Consider the following 18,264-nt stretch of genomic DNA (forward strand, 5'->3'; position numbering starts at 1 on the left):
CTAAGCCAGCCACTCCCGCCAGGCGCGGAGCAACACCCGCAGCAACGCGGCCGGGTTCTCGGTGTTCGGGGAGTGCCCGGCGCCCCGGATGAGTTCGAACGGCGCGCCCAGCCGCGCGGCCATCTCGCGCTGCGACGCCACGCTCCAGGCGTCGTCCCACTCGCCGGCGACCACCAGCGTCGGGACCCCCGTCGCGGCCAGCTCCGCCACCAGGTCCGGCTCGGTCCGCAGACCGTCCGCCATGCCCAGCAACCCCACCGGACTGGACGCCAGGAACCGCATCCGCAGGAACTCCTTCAGGTCCGCCGGCATCGCCGCCCACAGCGGCGACCGCGCGCTCACCTGCTCCCGTACCCGGTACACCTCGTCCAGCCCGGACGCCCGCAACACCGGCTCACCCGCCCCCAGCGCCCGCCGCCGGGGGCCGTCGGGCAGTTCGCCGGGTCCGCTGTCCAGCAACGTCAACCCCACGACCGGCGCACCCGCCAGCACCGCCGCCCGCGCGACCAGCCCGCCGTAGGAATGGCCGAGAAGCACCACCGGCCCCTCGACGTCCGCGACCAGCTCGGCCACCACGGAACCCAGCGCGGCCGGCAGATAAGCCTTCTCGTCCGGCGGACCGGGCGACTCGAACTGGCCCGGCAGGTCGATCGCGATCGCCCGGAAACCACCGTCCGACAAGCCGTCCAGCAGCGGGGCGAAGTCCTCTTTGGACCCCGTGTACCCGGGCACGAGAACGGCGGTCGCCGTCGCGGGAGCCGGCGTGCGCAGCGCCGCCAGACCCCGCAGCCGCACCTTCTCGGCGCCGTGCGGCGTCAGCTGACCGGTCACGACAACGCGACCAGCGTGTTCCCGCGCTGCTCGAACAGCACCGGCCCCAGCGCGGCCAGCCGCACCGGGCCGGTGTAGCCGTGCCGGTCCACCGCGATCGTGCGGATCGTCGACCCGTCCGACTCGTTGAGCACCGCCAGCCCGCCCTGGATCGGCACGACCAGCTGGTGCGCGAACGTGATCCCCGGCCCCAGCGCGCTGTTCAGCGTCCACAGTGGAGTGAGGTTGTCCCGGGACAGCGCCATCATCTTCGACCCGGTGAACCAGTACACGTTCGCCGACGTGGCCGACGTGACCGGCGCCAGGCCCGCCGGGTCCTGCGCCAGGTCCGAAGCCGGCACGTCCAGCGGGTACGCCGCGGTCTGCTCGCCGTCGGCGTCGTAGAGCACCAGCAGCCTCTGGTCCGGCAGCGCGACCGCCGTGTAGTCACCGGACATCGCGACCAGCCGCGCGTTGTGCCCGGCCACGATCGCACTGAACGACACCTGCGGCTCGTCCGCCTCCTTGGGCACGGCCTTCATCACCGTCAGCCGGTCACCCGGGTCACCGGGGCAGCGCTCGATCACGCCGACGCGGCCGGACGCCATCGCGACCGACCCGTACGTGCACCCGGTGCGCGGCTGCTTGCCGGGGTTCACCAGGGCGGGAACCCGGCCGTACTCGTTGGTCTCCACGAGGTCGTCCCGCCATGTCACGAGCAGATCGGACCCGGTCGCGGTGACCTGGCTGCCGTCGGTCACCAGCCGCGTGCCCAGCGGCGCGCTGCCGGTGCGCTGCGCCTTGCGCAGCCCCGTGTCGATGCCGAGCCCGACCACCTCGGAGCAGCCGGACTCGCCGTTCACCCCGTCCTTGCGGTACACCGCCAGCACCCGGCCCCAGGCCTCGGCGGCGGTGCACAACGTCAGGTCGCGGGCGTAGCGCCAGCGCACCTCGCCGGTGAGCGGGTCGCGGCCGGCGATCTCGCCGCCGTTCGCGGTCGCCACGGCCGTGCCCTCGGCGATCGGCACCGGGGCCGCGTCACTGGGCGCCTGCCACAGCTCGCGCAGCGTCGCCGGAACGGTCGCGGGCGAGGGCGGCAGGGGAGTGCCCGGCGCGGACGTCTCCTGGATCGTCGCGCGGCTCGCGCTGGAGGCCCAGATGACGGCGCCGGTGACGACCACGACGACGGCGATCACGACCGCGATCACCCGGTCGCGTGGCCGGTTCCACGGTGACGGCCGCTCGTGTCGCGGCCGCCGGGGAGCCGGCGCCGGAGCGGGAGCACCGGCCAGCACGTCCTCCGCGCCGATCGGCCCGGCGGCCGCATCGCCCTCGGGACGGCGGTGCCGTCCTCCCGCCTCGGGCTCGCTCACGTTCCTGCTCCCGGTGTTCGCCGGCGCCCCCGCGGCGCCGGTCGGCCTCAGTCTGCCGAACCCGGTGTATCAGACGTGTTCGCCGTCGCGCTGGCCGAGCCCGAACGGCGACGGCGGCGACGACGGGCCGGGCGCTCCGCGGACTCGCCGGCCTCTCGCTCGGCCGGGCCCTTCTCCGCCGGGCCGGAAGCGTCGCCGACCGCCTTGCCACCGCGCGTGCGGCGGCGCGGACGGCGCTCCTCACCCGACGCGCCCGCGGAGTCGCCGGTCGCCTCGGCGGGCTCGCCCTCGGTGGACTTCGCCGCGCCACGCGTGCGGCGGCGGCTGCGGGTGGCCCCGCCGGCGCTGCTGCCCCGGCGGCGGCCGCCCATCTGCTCTTCCGGCTCGGCGGCCAGCCCGGCGCGGGTGCGCTTGGACAGCGGCAGCCGCCCGGTGGCGTCCTCCGGGATGTCCAGGTCGCTGAACAGGTGCTTCGACGTCGAGTACGTCTCCACCGGCTCGGCCATGTCGAGCTTGAGCGCGTCGTTGATGGCCTGCCAGCGGTGCATGTCGTCCCAGTCGACGAGCGTGATCGCGACACCGGTCTTGCCCGCGCGGCCGGTGCGGCCGATGCGGTGCACGTACGTGCTCTCGTCCTCGGGCGTCTGGTAGTTGATCACGTGCGTCACGTCGGTGACGTCGATGCCGCGGGCCGCGACGTCGGTGGCGACCAGCACGTCGACCTTGCCCGACCGGAACGCGCGCAGCGCCTGCTCGCGGGCGCCCTGGCCCAGGTCACCGTGCACCGCGGCGGCGGCGAACCCGCGCTCGGCGAGGTCGTCGGCCACCTTCTGGGCGGTGCGCTTGGTGCGGGTGAAGATCATCGTCAGCCCGCGGTCCTTGGCCTGCAGGACGCGGGCGATCAGCTCCGGCTTGTCCAGCGAGTGCGCCCGGTAGGCGAACTGGGTGGTGCGCTCGTGCACCGCGCTGGAGTCGTTCTCCTCGGCTCGCACGTGCGTGGGGCGGTTGAGGAAGGTGCGGGCCAGCTTGATGATCGGGTCCGGCATCGTGGCCGAGAACAGCATGGTCTGGCGCTCGTCGGGCACCATGGTCAGGATGCGCTCGATGTCGGGCAGGAAGCCCAGGTCGAGCATCTCGTCGGCCTCGTCCAGCACCAGCGCGCGGACCTTGCCCAGGACCAGCGCCTTCTGCTCGGCCAGGTCCAGCAGGCGGCCCGGGGTGCCGACGACCACGTCGACGCCCTTGCGCAGCGCGCTGATCTGCTGCTCGTAGGGGCGGCCGCCGTAGATGGCCAGCGTGCGCACGTCCAGGTGCTTGGCGGCGTCGGTGATGTCGCGGGTGACCTGCAGGCACAGCTCACGGGTCGGGACGACCACGAGCGCCTGCGGGGTGCCGTCGCCCGGGGAGACCAGGCGCTGCAGCAGCGGGACGCCGAAGCCCAGCGTCTTGCCCATGCCGGTGCGGGCCTGTCCGATCAGGTCGTCGCCGGCCAGCGCGAGCGGCAGCGTCAGGGCCTGGATGGCGAAGGTGTGCTCGATGCCGGCCTCGGCGAGCGCGCGCACGATCTCGGGGCGGACGCCCAGCTCGGCGAAGGTGGGTGTGGCCGGCTCGACGTGGTCGGCCTGCAGCGGGTGGGAGGTGTCGGTGTCGGGGACCCCGGTCTCGCTGTGCTCGAGGGCCACCGGGTCGGTCGTGTTTTCGGGATTCGTCGCGGTCAGTGTGATCGCCTCTCTCTACCAGCGCGCACGGCCTGGTCGAGATTGGGCACTCAACCGGCGGGAAGGTCCACCGGGATTGCCTGGACGGCGTGCACGCGCATTACCTGCCGCTCGCAGTGGCGCCCGGGGTCTGCTCGTCCTCCGGCGAGTCGAGGCGGGTGTGCCTCGGGTGGGGCGCGCTACTGCGGATGCGGTAGCTTTCCCGTCCAATTGTAACCGGTAGGACCCCGGCCTCGGCATTTCGGCCCGGTGTGTCCACGTTAGATTCGTCTCCTCGTGGCGGCGGTACGCTCACGGCCGTGACACGAGAGATCAGCGAAGGCGTCGTCGACCTGCTCGGGGTCATCGCCTACGGCGAGTTGTCCGCGTTCGACCGGATGGCGGAGGACGCGCGCAAGGCGCCCACCCTGTCCGGGCGCGCCGCGCTGTCGGCGATGGCGGCCGCCGAGATCGGGCACTACGAGATGCTGGCCAAGTTCCTCGCCGACCACGGCAGGCGCGTCGAGGACGCGATGGCGCCGTTCGTGGCCCGCTTCGACGCCTGGCACGCGTCCACGGCACCGAGGTCGTGGCTGGAATCGCTGGTCAAGGCCTACGTCGGGGACGGGCTGGCGGCGGACCTCTACCGCGAGGTCGGCAGCTGGCTGGACCCGGAGACCAAGGACCTGGTGGTCACCGTGCTCGCCGACACCGGGCACTCGGCCTTCGCCGAGCGGGAGGTCGCGGCCGGGATCGAGGCCGACCCCAAGACGCGCGACAAGCTGGCGCTGTGGGGGCGGCGGCTGCTCGGCGAGGCGATCACCCAGGCGCAGTACGTGGTGGCCGAGCGGGACCCGCTGGCCGAGCTGATCGTGTCCGGGTCGGGCGACCTGTCGGGAATCGCCGGGCTGTTCCGCCGGTTGCAGCAGGGGCACACCAAACGGATGCAGGTGCTCGGGCTGGGCTAGCCTGGGCAGTGGAGTACGTGGCAGAACCAGTCGGAGGTAGCAGGTGGAGGTCAAGATCGGCATCAAGGACACCCCGCGTGAGCTGGTGGTGTCCAGTGGCCAGTCCGCCGAGGAGGTCGAGAAGCTGGTCGCCGACGCGCTGAAGACCGCGGACGGCCTGTTCAGCCTCACCGACGACAAGGGGCGCAAGTTCCTGGTCCCGTCGGACCGGATCGCCTACGTCGAGATCGCGCCCTCGGACGTGCGCCGGGTCGGGTTCGCGGTCGGTTCCTGACACCAGACGCGAAAAGGGGCGCCCACCGGCTGGTGGGCGCCCCTTTTTTGGCTATTCGGCCAGCTCGGCCAGCGTCTTGGGCACCGTGAACGGCGGGGTGCTCGTCCCCAGGATGCGGTACCGCCCCCACGGGTCCGGGTCCGACAGCTCGCCCGCCGCGGAGCCGTCCGGGGTGCGGATCTCGCCCTTCTTCTTGCGGCCGCCGCACAGCTCGTCCAGCCGGGCGTTCGGCGCGATGCGGCCGTACCAGCGGTAGTAGCCGTCGATCGGCTGGAAGTGGCCCCTCAGCTCCACCTCGACGGGCACCTCGGCGCCGTCCACCACCACCGTCGCGGGACCGGTGTAGCCGTCTTCGTCGTCAGCCGACATCCGTTTCCTCCTTCGGGCGCACCCGTCCGAGCTGGACGATCTTGTTCTCCTCCAGCGGCTTGTTCGGATCGATCGTGACCCCGTGCTGGCGGGCCAGCCCGTCGATGGCGGCCCAGATGATCTGCGTCAGGTACTCCACGACGCTGTCCCGGCTCATCGACCGGCGCTCCAGCCACCACTCACCGGTGTTCTGGACCATCCCGACGATCCCGTAGGCCCACGGCTCGGCGGCGCCGGAGTCCATGTTGAACATCCGCATGTAGTCGCCGAGCAGGGCGGTCAGCGCGGTGGCGATCAGTTCCTTGTCCTCGGCCACCACGTCGGCGTCAGCCGGCTTGCCCGCGAACGAGCCGCGCGCCAGCAGCCGGTACAGGTTCGGGTGCTCCTCGATGACGGTGAAGAACGCGTCCAGCGCCATGCGGATCCGCGGCACCGGCGCCAGCTCGGCGTTGATCGCCGGCACCAGGCGCGAGAACAGCAGCTCGGTGCCGCGCTGGCCGAGCGCGTCGTACAGGTCGGCCTTGTCCGCGAAGTGCCGGTACAGCACCGGCTTGGTGACCCCGGCGGCGACCGCGACGTCGTCCATCGCCAGGTCCGGCCCGCGCTCGTCCAGCGCCTTCAGGGCCGCTTCGACGAACTCGGCCCGCCGCTCCACCCGGTGCTTGCGCCAGCGGTCCCGCCGCGCGTCGCCGGTCGCCGGCTCGCCGGCCGAGGGGTGCTTGCCGCTGCGCTTGACACGATCCGCCACGCGCCCCATGCTACCAGAGGTAACTGTTACCACGGGTTACACAATCAGTGGGGAGCACGCGATGACGCGAACGCTGGACGACCACGGCCGGGAGAAGACCGCGGAGCGGTTGCTGAAGTCCTCGGCCAACAAGTTCTACGACCCCGAGGTCGACATCGACTGGAACGCCCCACTGGACGAGGGCAAACCGTTCCAGCTGGAGCACCGCAGCTCGCTCTACGGGACGCACCTGTGGGACCGGCTCAGCGAGGAACAGCGGCTCGAGCTCGGCAGGCACGAGCTGGCCAGCATCGCCAGCAACGGCATCTTCTTCGAGGTGCTGCTGATGCAGCTGCTGCTCAAGGAGGTCTACAACTCCGACCCGACCACGCGTCACGTGCAGTACGCGCTCGCCGAGATCGCCGACGAGTGCCGGCATTCGACGATGTTCGCGCGCTCGGTCGAGCGGGTCGGCGCACCGGCCTACGGCCCGGTCAAGATCGTGCACCGGCTGGGCAAGCTACTGCAGTTCATCGGCTACGGGCCGGCGCTGTACGGCTCGATCCTGGTCGCCGAGGAGATCCTCGACCGCATCCAGCGGGAGAGCATGGCCGACGAGAACATCCAGCCGCTGGTGCGCATGGTCAACCGCATCCACGTGCTGGAAGAGGCGCGGCACGTGACCTTCGCGCGCGAGGAGGTCACCCGCGGCATGGCGAAGCTGTCCAAGGCCGAGCTGCTCTACCAGCGCTGGCTGATCGCCGTCGTCAGCTTCGCGATCACCCGCAGCCTGATCAACCCGCGCGTCTACGCCGCGGTCGGCCTCAGCCCGCGCGAGGCGTGGGAGACCGCGATGAACAACCCGCACTGGCACGAGACCCTGCGCTGGTCCGGCGAGCGGATCATGGCCTTCCTGGACGAGGCCGGTCTGGTCGGCCAGCCGGGCACGTACTGGTGGCGCAAGTCCTTCCTGCTGGGGGCCCGATGACGGCGACGGTCCGTCGAAGGGGGACGGACCGTCGCTTCTCCACCAGCGACGGCACCGTCCTCCACGTCGACGCGTCCGGCCCGCGCGACGCCGCGGTCACGCTGGTCCTGGTGCACGCGTGGACACAGGACCACCTGGAGTGGGACCCGGTGCTGCCGCTGCTGCCGACCGGGGTGCGGGTGCTGCGCTACGACCACCGCGGCCACGGCTGGTCCGAGCCGGCCAAACCCGGCACGGCGACGGTCGCGCAGCTGGCCGACGACCTCGCGGAGCTGATCACCGAGCTGGCGCCGGAGGGCAGGCTGGTCCTGGCCGGGCACTCGATGGGCGGGATGACCGTGATGGCGCTGGCCGAGCGGCACCCGGAGCTGGTGGAGTCGCGGGTCGACGGGGTCGCGTTCATCGCCACGTCGTGCTGCGACATGGACCGGCTCACGCTCGGCCTGAAGGGCCGGGCCGGGCGGGTGGCGGCGCGCGTGGACAAGACGTTCGGGCGGCTGCTGAACCGCTGGGGCACCGACCACGTGCCGATCCCGGCGCCGCTGGCGCGGCCGTCGGTGAAGTGGCTGGCGTTCGGGAAGAAGGTCCGGCGCGCGGACGTGCGGGCGATGACGGAGCAGTTCCTGCGGGCGCACCCGCGCAGCGTGGGCGGGTTCCGGGACTCCATGTCCGACCACGACCGGCGCAAGGCGCTGGCGACGCTACGCGGCACGCCGACGGTGGTGATGGTCGGCGACAGGGACCGGATCACGCCGGTGCACCACGCGCGGGTGATCGCCGAGGAGCTGCCGGACGCGGAGTTCGTGCTGTTCCCGGGCGCGGGCCACGAACTGACCTACGAACGGACGCGCGAGGTGGCCAAGCGGCTGAGCCGCCTGGTGGCGAACTAGGCGGACTCGCCTGGCGCGTGCTGGAGCGGGAAGCCGCCGCCGATGCCGCGCCAGGCGAGCGTCGCCGTCAGGGACACCGCCTCCTCGCGGCTCATCGTGCTGTGGTGGGCCAGCCAGAAGCGCGCGCTGACCTGGCTCAACCCGACCAGGCCGACCGCCAGCAGGCGCGCCCGGCCCTCGTCCAGGCCGGCGTCGGCCGTGATGGTGTCCGTGATCGCGTTCACGCACTCGCTGGTGGCGCGGTCCACGGCCTCCTGCACGACCGGCTCGCCGCGCAGGTCGGACTCGAAGATCATCCGGAAGGCGCCGGTCTCGCTGGCGACGAAGTCGAAGAACGCGCCGACCGCGGCACGCACGCGGAGCTTGTTGTCGGTGGTCGAGGCCAGCGCCTCGCTCACCCGCGCGACCAGCTCGTCGACGTGGTTCTCCAGCAGCGCGGTGTAGAGGTCGAGCTTGCCGGGGAAGTGCTGGTACAACACGGGCTTGCTGACACCGGCCTGTTCGGCGATCTCGTCCATGGCCGCCGCGTGGTACCCGTTGGCCGAGAAGACCCGCTGCGCCGCGGCCAGAAGCTGAGCGCGCCGCTCGGTCCGGGGTAGCCGGACTCCCCGCTGTTGCGCCGCCGCAGTCTCCGTCATGCTTTCCTCCCAAAGAACCCGTTCGAGATTACTCGCCGGTATCGCCGAGTCGCCAAGGGTCGGGTCGGTAGGCATCCTGGATTGATGACCGACACCGTCCCTGGTTCCCGGCCGGCCCCGGATCCCGGGGCGCCCCGGGTGCCCGTCACGCACGTTCCGCTGTCCACTCGTGAGTTACCCGAACTGGACCCGAAACTCCCGCCGTGGCGCGGGGAAACCGAGCGGGTCGGCGGCGTCTCCCTGCACGTCCGCCGCACGCCCGGCGCCCAGGACGAGACCGTCCTCTACGTGCACGGGCTCGGCGGGTCGTCGACGAACTGGACGGATCTGGCCGCGCTGCTCGCGCCGACGGCCGGGGGTGTCGCGATCGACCTGCCCGGCTTCGGGTTCTCCGAGCCGGAACGCGCCTTCGACTTCAGCCTGGACGCGCACGCCGAGGTGGTCGCCAAGTTCATCACCGGTCTCGGCGTCGGGCCGGTGCACCTGATCGGCAACTCGATGGGCGGCGCGGTGTCCCTGCTCGTCGCGGCGCGGCATCCGGACCTGGTCAAGACGCTGACGCTGATCTCGCCCGCGATGCCGGACCGCCGGCCCGACCCGCGGCGGCTGTCCGATCCGCTGATGGCGCTGGCCTACCTGCCGTTCATCGGCCGCCGGGCCCGGCGCAAGCTCGCCGCCTACACGGCGCACGAGCGCGCGAAGATGGTGATCAAGCTGTGCTTCGCGGATCCGGACTCCTTCCCGGAGCACCGGATGGCCGAGCTGGTCGAGGAGCACAGCGCCCGCGCCGAGCTGGCCTGGGCGAACCTGGCGATGTCCCGCAGCACGTTCGGGATCTTCCGGACCTGGTTCGCCCGCGGCGCGGCGTCGCTGTGGCGGGTGGTGCCGAACGTGACGGTTCCCACGCTCGTGGTGTGGGGTACCGAGGACAAGGTGATCTCCGTCCGCCGGGCCGCGCGGACCGCGAAGCTGCTCCCGCGCGGGCGGCTGCTCGTGCTGCCGCGGACCGGTCATGTGGCGCAGATGGAACGCCCGATCGTCGTAGCGAAGGCTGTTCTGGGTATGTGGGAGGAAGTCGCCGCCGGTTCGTGGTAGCCCATTCGAGTTAATCCGAGTTCGCTGTGTGACGGGTTGGTCGCGCGTTGCGTAACTCTGCGCATGTGGCAATCTGGGACGCGTGAATCGGGCGAGTAGCGGCGAGCGTGGCGAAGGACGGCGAGCGCAGTACGCGCCCCCGTCGGGCCGGTCGTCGGTCCGCCTGAGTGAGGACCGCTACCGTCCGCGTACGCGACGGGTGCAGGCCGAGCCGCTGACCGCGTCGTGGAAGCCACCGCAGGCCCAGCTCGAGCAGGACCCGAAGGAAGCCCGCGAAGCGCGCCGCCGCAAGGGCAAGGTGGGCCGTCTGGTCGGCGCGTACGGCTGGCGCGTGTACGCATTGCCGGTGCTCGTCGTGATCACCGTCCTGGTGGCGTTCAACACCGCGACCGAGCCGGCCCCGCCCGAGACGAACTCCGCGTCGCAGGCCGCGGACGGAGGCGCCGGGCAGGGCGGGGACAGCGCGCTGTCCGAACAACCGGCCGCGCCGCGCGACCTCAACATCCCCACCGCCGAGCTGCCGACCGGCGGTGGTTTCACGCCGGGCGGCTCGATGGCCTACCACGTCGTGCCGGTGCCCAACGACGGCGTGAGCGGCAAGGAGGCGGGCAGCGGCGGGAAGCTGTACCACTACACGATCGAGGTCGAAAACGGCATCGACCCGGCCAGCTACGCCGGGGACGACGCCTTCGCCAGCGCCGTCGAGCGGACGCTGTCGGACGTGCGCAGCTGGATCGGCACCGGCAAGGTCAAGCTGCAGCGGGTCGGCGCGGACTACCCGGACGTCGACTTCCGCGTGAGCCTCACCACTCCGGACACCGCCAAGCGGCCGGACGTGTGCGGGTTCAGCATCCCGTTCCCCACCTCCTGCTACTCCCGGTCGTTCGACCACCGCGTGGTGATCAACCTCGCCCGGTGGGTGCGCGGGGCGATGGCGTTCACCGACCTCGGGCTGTACCGCCAGTACGCGATCAACCACGAGGTCGGGCACGCGCTGGGCAAATCCCACGTGGGCTGCCAGGAAAACGGCGCGCTGGCGCCCGTGATGATGCAGCAGACCTTCGGCGTGTCGAACAACTACGTGGCCCAGCTGAACGCGGTCGACCAGTACAACTCGAAGGCCGTGCCGGCCGACGGCAAGACGTGCGTGCCGAACGCCTGGCCGGTGCTGCAGTTCGGCGACACGGCCCCCGCCGGCTGATCCGGGTCCACATCCTGGGACGACGGGAAGAGTCCGGTCGCGCTCCGTGTTGTGGATACTTGGGGAAGCGACAACGACAGCCGCGCGATTTTGGAGGACCGATGGCAGGCACGCTGCCGCCGCTCGTGGAGCCGGCGGCCGAACTCACCAAGGAAGAGGTCGCCCGCTACAGTCGGCACCTGATCATCCCGGATGTCGGGATGGACGGGCAGAAGCGGCTGAAGAACGCGAAGGTCCTGGTCATCGGTGCGGGCGGCCTCGGCAGCCCGGCGCTGCTGTACCTGGCCGCCGCCGGCGTCGGCACCCTCGGCGTGATCGACTTCGACGTCGTCGACGAGTCGAACCTGCAGCGCCAGGTCATCCACGGCCAGTCCGACATCGGCAAGCCCAAGGCCGTCTCGGCCAAGGAGTCGATCGCCGAGATCAACCCGTTCGTCAACGTCATCCTGCACACCGAGCAGCTGACCACGGCGAACGCGCTGGACGTCTTCCGCGGGTACGACCTGATCCTGGACGGCACGGACAACTTCGCCACCCGCTACCTGGTCAACGACGCCGCCGTGCTGCTGGGCAAGCCGTACGTGTGGGGCTCGATCTTCCGGTTCGAGGGCCAGGTCAGCGTGTTCTGGGAGGACGCGCCGAACGGTCAGGGCCTGAACTACCGCGACCTCTACCCCGAGCCGCCGCCGCCGGGCATGGTCCCCTCGTGCGCCGAGGGTGGCGTGCTGGGCGTGCTGTGCGCCTCGATCGGCTCGATCATGGTGACCGAGGCGATCAAGCTGATCACCGGCATCGGTGAGCCGCTGCTCGGCCGCCTGATCAGCTACGACGCGCTGGAGATGAAGTATCGCGAGGTCAAGATCCGCAAGGACCCGGAGACGCCGAAGATCACCGAGCTGATCGACTACGAGGCGTTCTGCGGTGTCGTGTCGGACGAGGCGCAGCAGGCGGCGTCGGGCAGCACCATCACCCCGGCGGAGCTGAAGGCCAAGTTCGACGCGGGCGAGAACTTCGAGCTCATCGACGTCCGCGAGCCCCACGAGTACGAGATCGTGAACATCAAGGGCGCCAAGCTGATCCCGAAGGACCGCATCCTCTCCGGTGAGGCGCTGGCGGAGCTGCCGCAGGACAAGCCGATCGTCCTGCACTGCAAGTCGGGCGCCCGCTCGGCCGAGGCGCTGGCCGCGTTGCACCGCGCCGGGTTCAAGGACGCCACCCACCTCGGTGGCGGCGTGCTGGCCTGGGCGCGGCAGATCGACCCGAGCCTGCCGACGTACTGACCGGCTTCTGACCAGAAGGCCCACCGCGGTTCGCCGCGGTGGGCCTTCGTCGTTCTCCGCTCGTCTGCTGTTGAACGGCGGAAAACGTCGTCCCCACGCGGTAACCTCGGGCGGTGCCCGACGGTCCGAGAGCAGCTCCGCCACCGGCGGCTGTGCTCATGGCCTTCGGCCTCCAGCACGCCACCCCCGAGCCGCTGCCGGGCGGGCGGGCGCACCGCTGCGGTGACATCGTCCTGACCCCGGTGCGGGACCGGCCGCGCACGCTGTGGCTCGCCGACACCCTGCACGCCCTCGACGTCCCCGACCTGCGCATCGCCAAGCCGCAGCGGGCGCGGGACGGGCGGTGGATCGTCGCCGGCTGGTCCGCCCGCCGCTACCTCGACGGCAGCCCCGAGCACCGGCACGACGAGATCATGCTCGCCGCCCTCAAGCTCGCCCACGCCCTCCACGGCCTGCCCCGCCCGCGACACCTCGCCGCCCGGACCGATCCGGACGCGGTGGCCGACCGCGTGGCCTGGGGTGAGGCCGACGTGCCGGTCGACGAGGCCAAGGGCGGCCGCTGGTTCGAGGTGCTCGCGGTGGCGCGAAGACCGGTGCGGCTGCCGGATCAGGTCGTGCCGGGCGACCTCTTCGGCACCGTCCTCTTCGCCGACGACGCACCGCCGGGCATCGTCGACTTCGACCCGTTCTACCGGCCCGCCGAATGGGGCGCCGCGGTGGCCGCCGTCGACGCGGTCGCCTGGGGTGACGCCGCGCCCGAGTTCCTCCAGCGCTGGTCCCACCTGCCGGAATGGCCGCAGCTGCTGCTGCGCGCCGTGCTGTTCCGCTTGGCGGGCAACGCGCTCAGCCCGCGCGCCACGGCCGCTTCGCTGGACGGTTTGCGCGCCGCCGCGGCCGCGGTGAGTGAGATCCTGTAGCCCGCGTCACTTCTCACCGGGCACCGTCCGAAATGCCGTAGCAATGTCAAACGCCTGAAACATTCGGGCGTTTCCAGGTAACACGCCGTTCCTACCGTCTCTGGGCAGAGGCGGAAGGAGGTGCGCGTGACGCTCACCGCGGAACCCCAGGTCAAAGTGGCCACACACTGTCCCTACTGCGCCCTGCAGTGCGGGATGAGCCTGTCCGGCACCGCTGTCGCACCCCGCGAGTTCCCCACCAACGGCGGCGGCCTGTGCCAGAAGGGCTGGACCTCGGGCAGCCTGCTGACCACCCCGGCGCGGCTGACCACACCGCTGGTCCGGGTCGACGGCGAGCTGGTGCCCGCGACCTGGGACGACGCGCTCGACCTGGTCGTGCGCCGAATCGCCGAGGTCCAGGCCGCGCACGGCCGGGACGGGGTCGCCCTGTTCGGCGGCGGCGGCCTGACCAACGAGAAGAGCTACCTGCTGGGCAAGTTCGCCCGCGTCGCGCTCGGCACCTCGCAGGTCGACTACAACGGCCGGTTCTGCATGTCGTCCGCGGCGGCCGCCGGCAACAAGGCGTTCGGGCTCGACCGCGGCCTGCCGTTCCCGCTGACCGACGTAGGCGAGGCGGACGCGGTCCTGCTGATCGGCTCGAACCCGGCCGAGACGATGCCGCCGTTCATGCAGCACCTGCGCAAGGCCATCGACACCAGCGGGCTGGTGGTGGTCGACCCGCGCCGCACGCCGACCGCGGAGCAGGCGAGCCTGCACCTGGCGCCCGCGCCGGGCACGGATCTCGCGCTGGCGCTGGGCATCCTGCACGCGCTGGTCGCCGAGGGCCTGCTCGACCGGGAGTACGTCGAGCAGCGCACCCGCGGGTTCGACGCGGTGTGGCAGATCGTGGCCCGCTGGTGGCCCGAGCGCGTGGAGCGGGTCACCGGTGTCGCCGCCGCTGACCAGCGCCGCGTCGCCACCCTGCTGGCGAACGCCCGCAACGCCTACATCCTCACCGCGCGCGGCACCGAGCAGCACGCGAGCGGTTCGGACACGGTCAGCGCCTGGATCAACCTGGCGCTGGCGCTCGGCCTGCCCGGCCGCCCGGGCTCCGGCTACGGCTGCCTCACCGGGCAGGGCAACGGCCAGGGCGGCCGCGAGCACGGCCAGAAGGCCGACCAGCTGCCCGGTTACCGCAAGATCGACGACCCGGCCGCCCGCGAGCACGTCGCGCGCGTGTGGGGTGTCGACCCCGCCGAGCTGCCCGGGCCCGGCCGCTCGGCCTACGAACTGCTCGACGCGCTGGGCACCGAGACCGGGCCGAAGGCGATGCTCGTGTTCGGCAGCAACGTCGTGGTGTCCGCGCCGCGCTCGGCGCACGTCGCGGATCGGTTGCGCAGCCTCGACTTCCTCGTCGTCGCGGACTTCGTGCTGTCCGAGACCGCCGCGATGGCCGACGTCGTCCTGCCGGTCACGCAGTGGGCCGAGGAGAGCGGCACGATGACCAACCTGGAGGGCCGCGTCCTGTTGCGGCAGAAGGCGATCGACCCGCCCGCCGGGGTGCGCAGCGACCTGGAGGTCCTCAGTGGACTCGCGCAGCGCCTCGGCCAGCCGGCCGACCGCTTCCCGGTCGAGGCGAAGACGGTGTTCGCCGAACTCCGCGAGGCGTCGCGGGGCGGGCTCGCCGACTACTCCGGCGTCACCTACGAGCGCCTGCGCGACGGCGAGGCCCTGTACTGGCCGGTGACCGGAACCGAGCACGCCGGGACGCCGCGGATGTTCCTGGACTCCTTCGCCCACCCGGACGGCCGCGCCCGGTTCGTGCCGGTCGAGCACCGCGGCCCGGCCGAGCCGGCCGACGACGAGTTCCCGCTGATCGCGACCACCGGACGGGTGCTGCAGCACTACCAGTCCGGCGCCCAGACGCGGCTGATCGGCGAGCTGAACGACGTGGTACCGGAGGCCTACGTCGAGGTGCACCCGGACACCGCCGCCCGGGCCGGTCTGGCCGACGGCGACTGGGCGGTGGTGGCCTCCCGGCGCGGGGAGACCACCGCGCGCGTGCGGTGCGTCGCCTCGATGCGGCCGGACACGGTGTTCCTGCCGTTCCACTTCCCCGGCGCGCAGCGGGCGAACCTGCTGACCAACCCCGCCCTGGACCCGACGAGCCGCATGCCCGAGTTCAAGGTGTGCGCGGTTCGCCTGACCACGAAGGACGGTGTGGAATGACCCGCAAGGTGGTGGTGCTGGGCTACGGCATGGCCGGGGCCCGGCTCGCCGACGAGATCCGGGCCCGCGATCCCGAAGGCACCCGCGTCACGCTGACCGTCATCGGCGAGGAGCCGCACGCCGCGTACAACCGCGTGCTGCTCTCCGCCGTCGTCGCCGGGACGATGCGCCCGGAGATGGTCCGCCTGCACGACGCGGACTGGGCGGCTCGGCACGAGGTCGACCTGCGCACGGACGTCAAGGCCGAGCACATCGACCGCGCCGCCCGCCGGATCCGGCTCAGCGGCGGGTCCACTGTGGACTACGACGCGCTGGTGCTGGCGACCGGCAGCCGCCCGTGGCTGCCCCCGATCGAGGGCCTGACCGCCGACGACGGCACCCCCGCGCCGGGCGTGGTCACCTTCCGCACGCTGGACGACTGCGACCGCATCCTGGACGCCGCCAAGGCCGGGGCGCCGGTCGCGGTGCTCGGCGGCGGCCTGCTCGGCCTGGAAGCGGCCCGTGGACTGGCCGGGCGCGGCAACCTCGTCACCGTCGTGCACCCGGTCGGCCACGTGATGGAACGCCAGCTCGACGCGGGCGCCGGTGGTGTGCTCGCGCGAGCACTGGGCGAGCTGGGCATCGACTTCAAGCTCGGCGCGGGCGCGGCCCGGTACGTGCCCGGCGACGGGCTCAAGCTCGACGACGGCAGCAAGGTCCACGCCGACCTGGTCGTGGTCAGCACCGGCGTGCGGGCCGAGACCACGCTCGCCGTCGAGGCCGGGCTGGCGGTCGACCGCGGCGTACTGGTCGACGACGCGCTGCGCACCAGCGACGGCCGCATCCACGCGATCGGTGACTGCGCGCAGCACCCGGGCACGGTGTCCGGCCTGGTCGAACCGGCCTGGCAGCAGGCGAAGGTGCTGGCCGACCTGCTGACCGGGGCCGACGTGTCCGCCCGCTACCGCGGCACGCAGGTGATCACCAAGCTCAAGGCGCGCGGCATCGACCTCACCGCGCTCGGCGACGTGCACACCGACGCGGCCGACCCGGACGCCGAGGTCGTGTGCCTGACCGACCCGGCGCGCGGCCGCTACGCGAAGCTCGTGGTGCGCGGCGAGCGGGTGGCCGGGGCGATCCTGCTGGGTGCGCCGGACGCCGCCGCGAACATCACGCACCTGTTCGACCGGGGTGTCCCGGTCCCCGAAGACCGGCTCGCCGTCCTGCTCGGGCGCGCGCTGCCGGGCGGGGCGACCGTCGCGTCGAGCCCCGCCGACATCCCGGCGGCCGCCGTCGTCTGCCGGTGCAACTCGGTGACGAAGGGCCGGCTGGTCGAGGCGTTCCGCGCCGGTGCCACCGACGTCACCGAGCTCGCTTCCGTGACCCGAGCGACAACCGGATGCGGCAGCTGTCGCGACGCCGTCTGCGGCATCGCCGACTGGCTCGCCACCACCGCCTAGGAGGCCACATGACGACAACGACGAACGCGCCCGCGGCGCGCAAGCACTGGATCGAACACTGGGAGCCCGAGAACGAGTCGTTCTGGGAGTCCACCGGCAAGAAGATCGCCCACCGCAACCTGTGGTTCTCCATCTTCTCCGAGCACATCGGGTTCTCCATCTGGACACTGTGGTCGGTGATGGTCCTGTTCATGGGGCCGCAGTACGGGTTCTCGGCCGCCGACAAGTTCCTGCTGACCTCGACGCCGACCCTGGTCGGCGCGATCGCGCGGCTGCCCTACAGCTGGGCGGTGGCGCGCTTCGGCGGTCGCAACTGGACGATCGTCAGCGCGACACTGCTGCTGGTCCCGAGCATCGGCGCGGCGATCGTGATGGAGCCGGGCACCCCGCTGTGGGGCTTCCTGATCGTCGCGGCGCTGGGCGGTGTCGGCGGCGGCAACTTCGCGTCGTCGATGACCAACATCAACGCGTTCTTCCCGGAGAAGGCCAAGGGCATGGCGCTGGGCCTGAACGCCGGTGGCGGCAACCTGGGCGTCGCCGTGATCCAGCTGCTCGGCCTGCTGATCATCGCCACGGCCGGCACCGGGGCGCCGCGGATCATCCTGTTCATCTACATCCCGCTGATCGTCGTCGCGGCGCTGTGCTCGGCGCTGTTCATGGACAACATCGCGTCGGTGCGCAACGACAAGAAGGCGATGCGGGAGATCATCGGCGACGCCCACACGTGGGTGATGTCGTTCCTCTACATCGGCACGTTCGGCTCGTTCATCGGCTACAGCTTCGCCTTCGGCCTGGTGCTGCAGAACCAGTTCGGCCGCACCCCGCTGCAGGCCGCCGCGGTCACCTTCCTCGGCCCGCTGCTCGGTTCGTTCTCCCGCCCAGCCGGTGGCTGGCTGGCGGACAAGCTGGGCGGCTCGCGGGTCACCTTCACCACGTTCGTCGGCATGGCGGTGATGACGGTCATCCTGATCATCGCGTCGAACACGAAGTCGCTGGCGCTGTTCACCACGGCCTTCATCGTGTTGTTCGTGCTGACCGGCGTCGGCAACGGCTCCACCTACAAGAGCATCCCGGCCATTTTCCGCACCAAGGCGAAGGCCGCGATCGCGGCCGGCGCCGACGAGGCGGCCGAGATGCTCAAGGCCCGCAAGCGGTCCGGCGCCCTGATCGGCCTGGCCGGTGCGGTGGGTGCGCTCGGCGGCCTGTTCATCAACCTGGCGTTCCGGCAGTCCTTCCTGGACACCAAGAGCGGTGTGCCGGCGTTCGTCGGGTTCCTCGTCTTCTACGGGATCTGCTTCGTCCTCACCTGGGCGGTGTACCTCCGCAAGTCGGACGCACCGGTGAGCGAGCGCGGGCTGGCACTCGCCGGCGCCCGGGTCTGAAGCAAGAG

General features: G+C 71.8%; 17 protein-coding genes. 11 read left to right on the plus strand and 6 right to left on the minus strand.

Annotated features, from left to right (window positions below; all coding sequences use genetic code 11):
• The 3 genes from IE290_RS33125 to IE290_RS33135 are packed head-to-tail and all read right to left on the minus strand — an operon-like array spanning nt 1 to nt 3,865.
• The gene (locus tag IE290_RS33125) at nt 1–831 is read right to left on the minus strand and encodes an alpha/beta fold hydrolase (RefSeq protein WP_191248669.1); all 831 of its coding nucleotides are present in this window, start codon (nt 829–831) and stop codon (nt 1–3) included.
• Nucleotides 828–2,183 (minus strand): Rv3212 family protein, encoded by a 1,356-nt coding sequence (locus tag IE290_RS33130; RefSeq protein ID WP_191248670.1) that lies wholly within the window; start codon nt 2,181–2,183, stop codon nt 828–830. Before IE290_RS33130 ends, IE290_RS33125 begins: the two co-directional genes overlap by 4 nt.
• A 47-nt stretch (nt 2,184–2,230) precedes the next feature.
• Complete coding sequence (locus IE290_RS33135) at nt 2,231–3,865, minus strand: DEAD/DEAH box helicase (protein WP_191248671.1); 1,635 nt, start codon at nt 3,863–3,865, stop codon at nt 2,231–2,233.
• 335 nt (nt 3,866–4,200) lie between these two features.
• On the opposite strand from IE290_RS33135, the gene IE290_RS33140 reads away from it, so the two are divergent.
• Nucleotides 4,201–4,848 (plus strand): ferritin-like fold-containing protein, encoded by a 648-nt coding sequence (locus IE290_RS33140; RefSeq protein ID WP_191248672.1) that lies wholly within the window; start codon nt 4,201–4,203, stop codon nt 4,846–4,848.
• Between the two features lie 43 nt (nt 4,849–4,891).
• Nucleotides 4,892–5,122 (plus strand): DUF3107 domain-containing protein, encoded by a 231-nt coding sequence (locus IE290_RS33145; RefSeq protein ID WP_167099838.1) that lies wholly within the window; start codon nt 4,892–4,894, stop codon nt 5,120–5,122.
• Between the two features lie 51 nt (nt 5,123–5,173).
• On the opposite strand, the gene IE290_RS33150 is transcribed toward IE290_RS33145, so the two are convergent.
• Together IE290_RS33150 and IE290_RS33155 are read right to left on the minus strand one after the other, a co-directional pair.
• A complete protein-coding gene (locus tag IE290_RS33150) occupies nt 5,174–5,491 on the minus strand; it encodes a DUF4873 domain-containing protein (RefSeq protein WP_191248673.1) in 318 nt (105 codons plus the stop codon).
• Nucleotides 5,481–6,248 carry a TetR/AcrR family transcriptional regulator gene (locus tag IE290_RS33155; protein WP_191248674.1) on the minus strand — a complete coding sequence of 256 codons (768 nt, stop codon included), beginning with the start codon at nt 6,246–6,248 and terminating at the stop codon, nt 5,481–5,483. Before IE290_RS33155 ends, IE290_RS33150 begins: the two co-directional genes overlap by 11 nt.
• A 52-nt stretch (nt 6,249–6,300) precedes the next feature.
• Between IE290_RS33155 and IE290_RS33160 the strand changes: the two genes are divergently transcribed.
• Together IE290_RS33160 and IE290_RS33165 are read left to right on the plus strand one after the other, a co-directional pair.
• Complete coding sequence (locus IE290_RS33160; RefSeq protein ID WP_191248675.1) at nt 6,301–7,206, plus strand: AurF N-oxygenase family protein; 906 nt, start codon at nt 6,301–6,303, stop codon at nt 7,204–7,206.
• On the plus strand, nt 7,203–8,096 hold the full coding sequence (locus IE290_RS33165) for an alpha/beta fold hydrolase (RefSeq protein ID WP_191248676.1): 894 nt from the start codon (nt 7,203–7,205) through the stop codon (nt 8,094–8,096). Before IE290_RS33160 ends, IE290_RS33165 begins: the two co-directional genes overlap by 4 nt.
• Here IE290_RS33165 and IE290_RS33170 read toward each other — a convergent pair.
• Nucleotides 8,093–8,734 (minus strand): TetR/AcrR family transcriptional regulator, encoded by a 642-nt coding sequence (locus tag IE290_RS33170; protein WP_191248677.1) that lies wholly within the window; start codon nt 8,732–8,734, stop codon nt 8,093–8,095. The genes IE290_RS33165 and IE290_RS33170 overlap by 4 nt on opposite strands.
• An 84-nt stretch (nt 8,735–8,818) precedes the next feature.
• On the opposite strand from IE290_RS33170, the gene IE290_RS33175 reads away from it, so the two are divergent.
• The 7 genes from IE290_RS33175 to IE290_RS33205 all read left to right on the plus strand — a co-directional run bounded on the left by IE290_RS33175 (nt 8,819) and on the right by IE290_RS33205 (nt 18,256).
• Nucleotides 8,819–9,829 (plus strand): alpha/beta fold hydrolase, encoded by a 1,011-nt coding sequence (locus IE290_RS33175; protein WP_191248678.1) that lies wholly within the window; start codon nt 8,819–8,821, stop codon nt 9,827–9,829.
• An 82-nt stretch (nt 9,830–9,911) separates the two neighbouring features.
• The gene (locus tag IE290_RS33180; protein WP_191248679.1) at nt 9,912–11,030 is read left to right on the plus strand and encodes a DUF3152 domain-containing protein; all 1,119 of its coding nucleotides are present in this window, start codon (nt 9,912–9,914) and stop codon (nt 11,028–11,030) included.
• Between the two features lie 101 nt (nt 11,031–11,131).
• Entirely contained in the window at nt 11,132–12,310 is a 1,179-nt protein-coding gene (gene moeZ, locus IE290_RS33185) for an adenylyltransferase/sulfurtransferase MoeZ (protein ID WP_191248680.1), read from the plus strand.
• A 113-nt stretch (nt 12,311–12,423) separates the two neighbouring features.
• Nucleotides 12,424–13,227 (plus strand): TIGR02569 family protein, encoded by an 804-nt coding sequence (locus IE290_RS33190; protein ID WP_268246443.1) that lies wholly within the window; start codon nt 12,424–12,426, stop codon nt 13,225–13,227.
• A gap of 195 nt (nt 13,228–13,422) precedes the next feature.
• Nucleotides 13,423–15,435: a molybdopterin oxidoreductase family protein gene (locus tag IE290_RS33195; RefSeq protein ID WP_229874866.1), complete on the plus strand. Its 2,013-nt coding sequence runs from the start codon at nt 13,423–13,425 to the stop codon at nt 15,433–15,435.
• Entirely contained in the window at nt 15,432–16,874 is a 1,443-nt protein-coding gene (locus IE290_RS33200) for an FAD-dependent oxidoreductase (RefSeq protein WP_191248683.1), read from the plus strand. The genes IE290_RS33195 and IE290_RS33200 overlap by 4 nt, the downstream gene beginning before the upstream one ends.
• Before the next feature lie 8 nt (nt 16,875–16,882).
• Complete coding sequence (locus IE290_RS33205; RefSeq protein ID WP_191248684.1) at nt 16,883–18,256, plus strand: nitrate/nitrite transporter; 1,374 nt, start codon at nt 16,883–16,885, stop codon at nt 18,254–18,256.
• The last annotated feature ends 8 nt before the right edge of the window (nt 18,257–18,264 follow it).

The organism is Amycolatopsis deserti (assembly GCF_014653945.1).
GTDB lineage: Bacteria > Actinomycetota > Actinomycetes > Mycobacteriales > Pseudonocardiaceae > Amycolatopsis_E > Amycolatopsis_E deserti.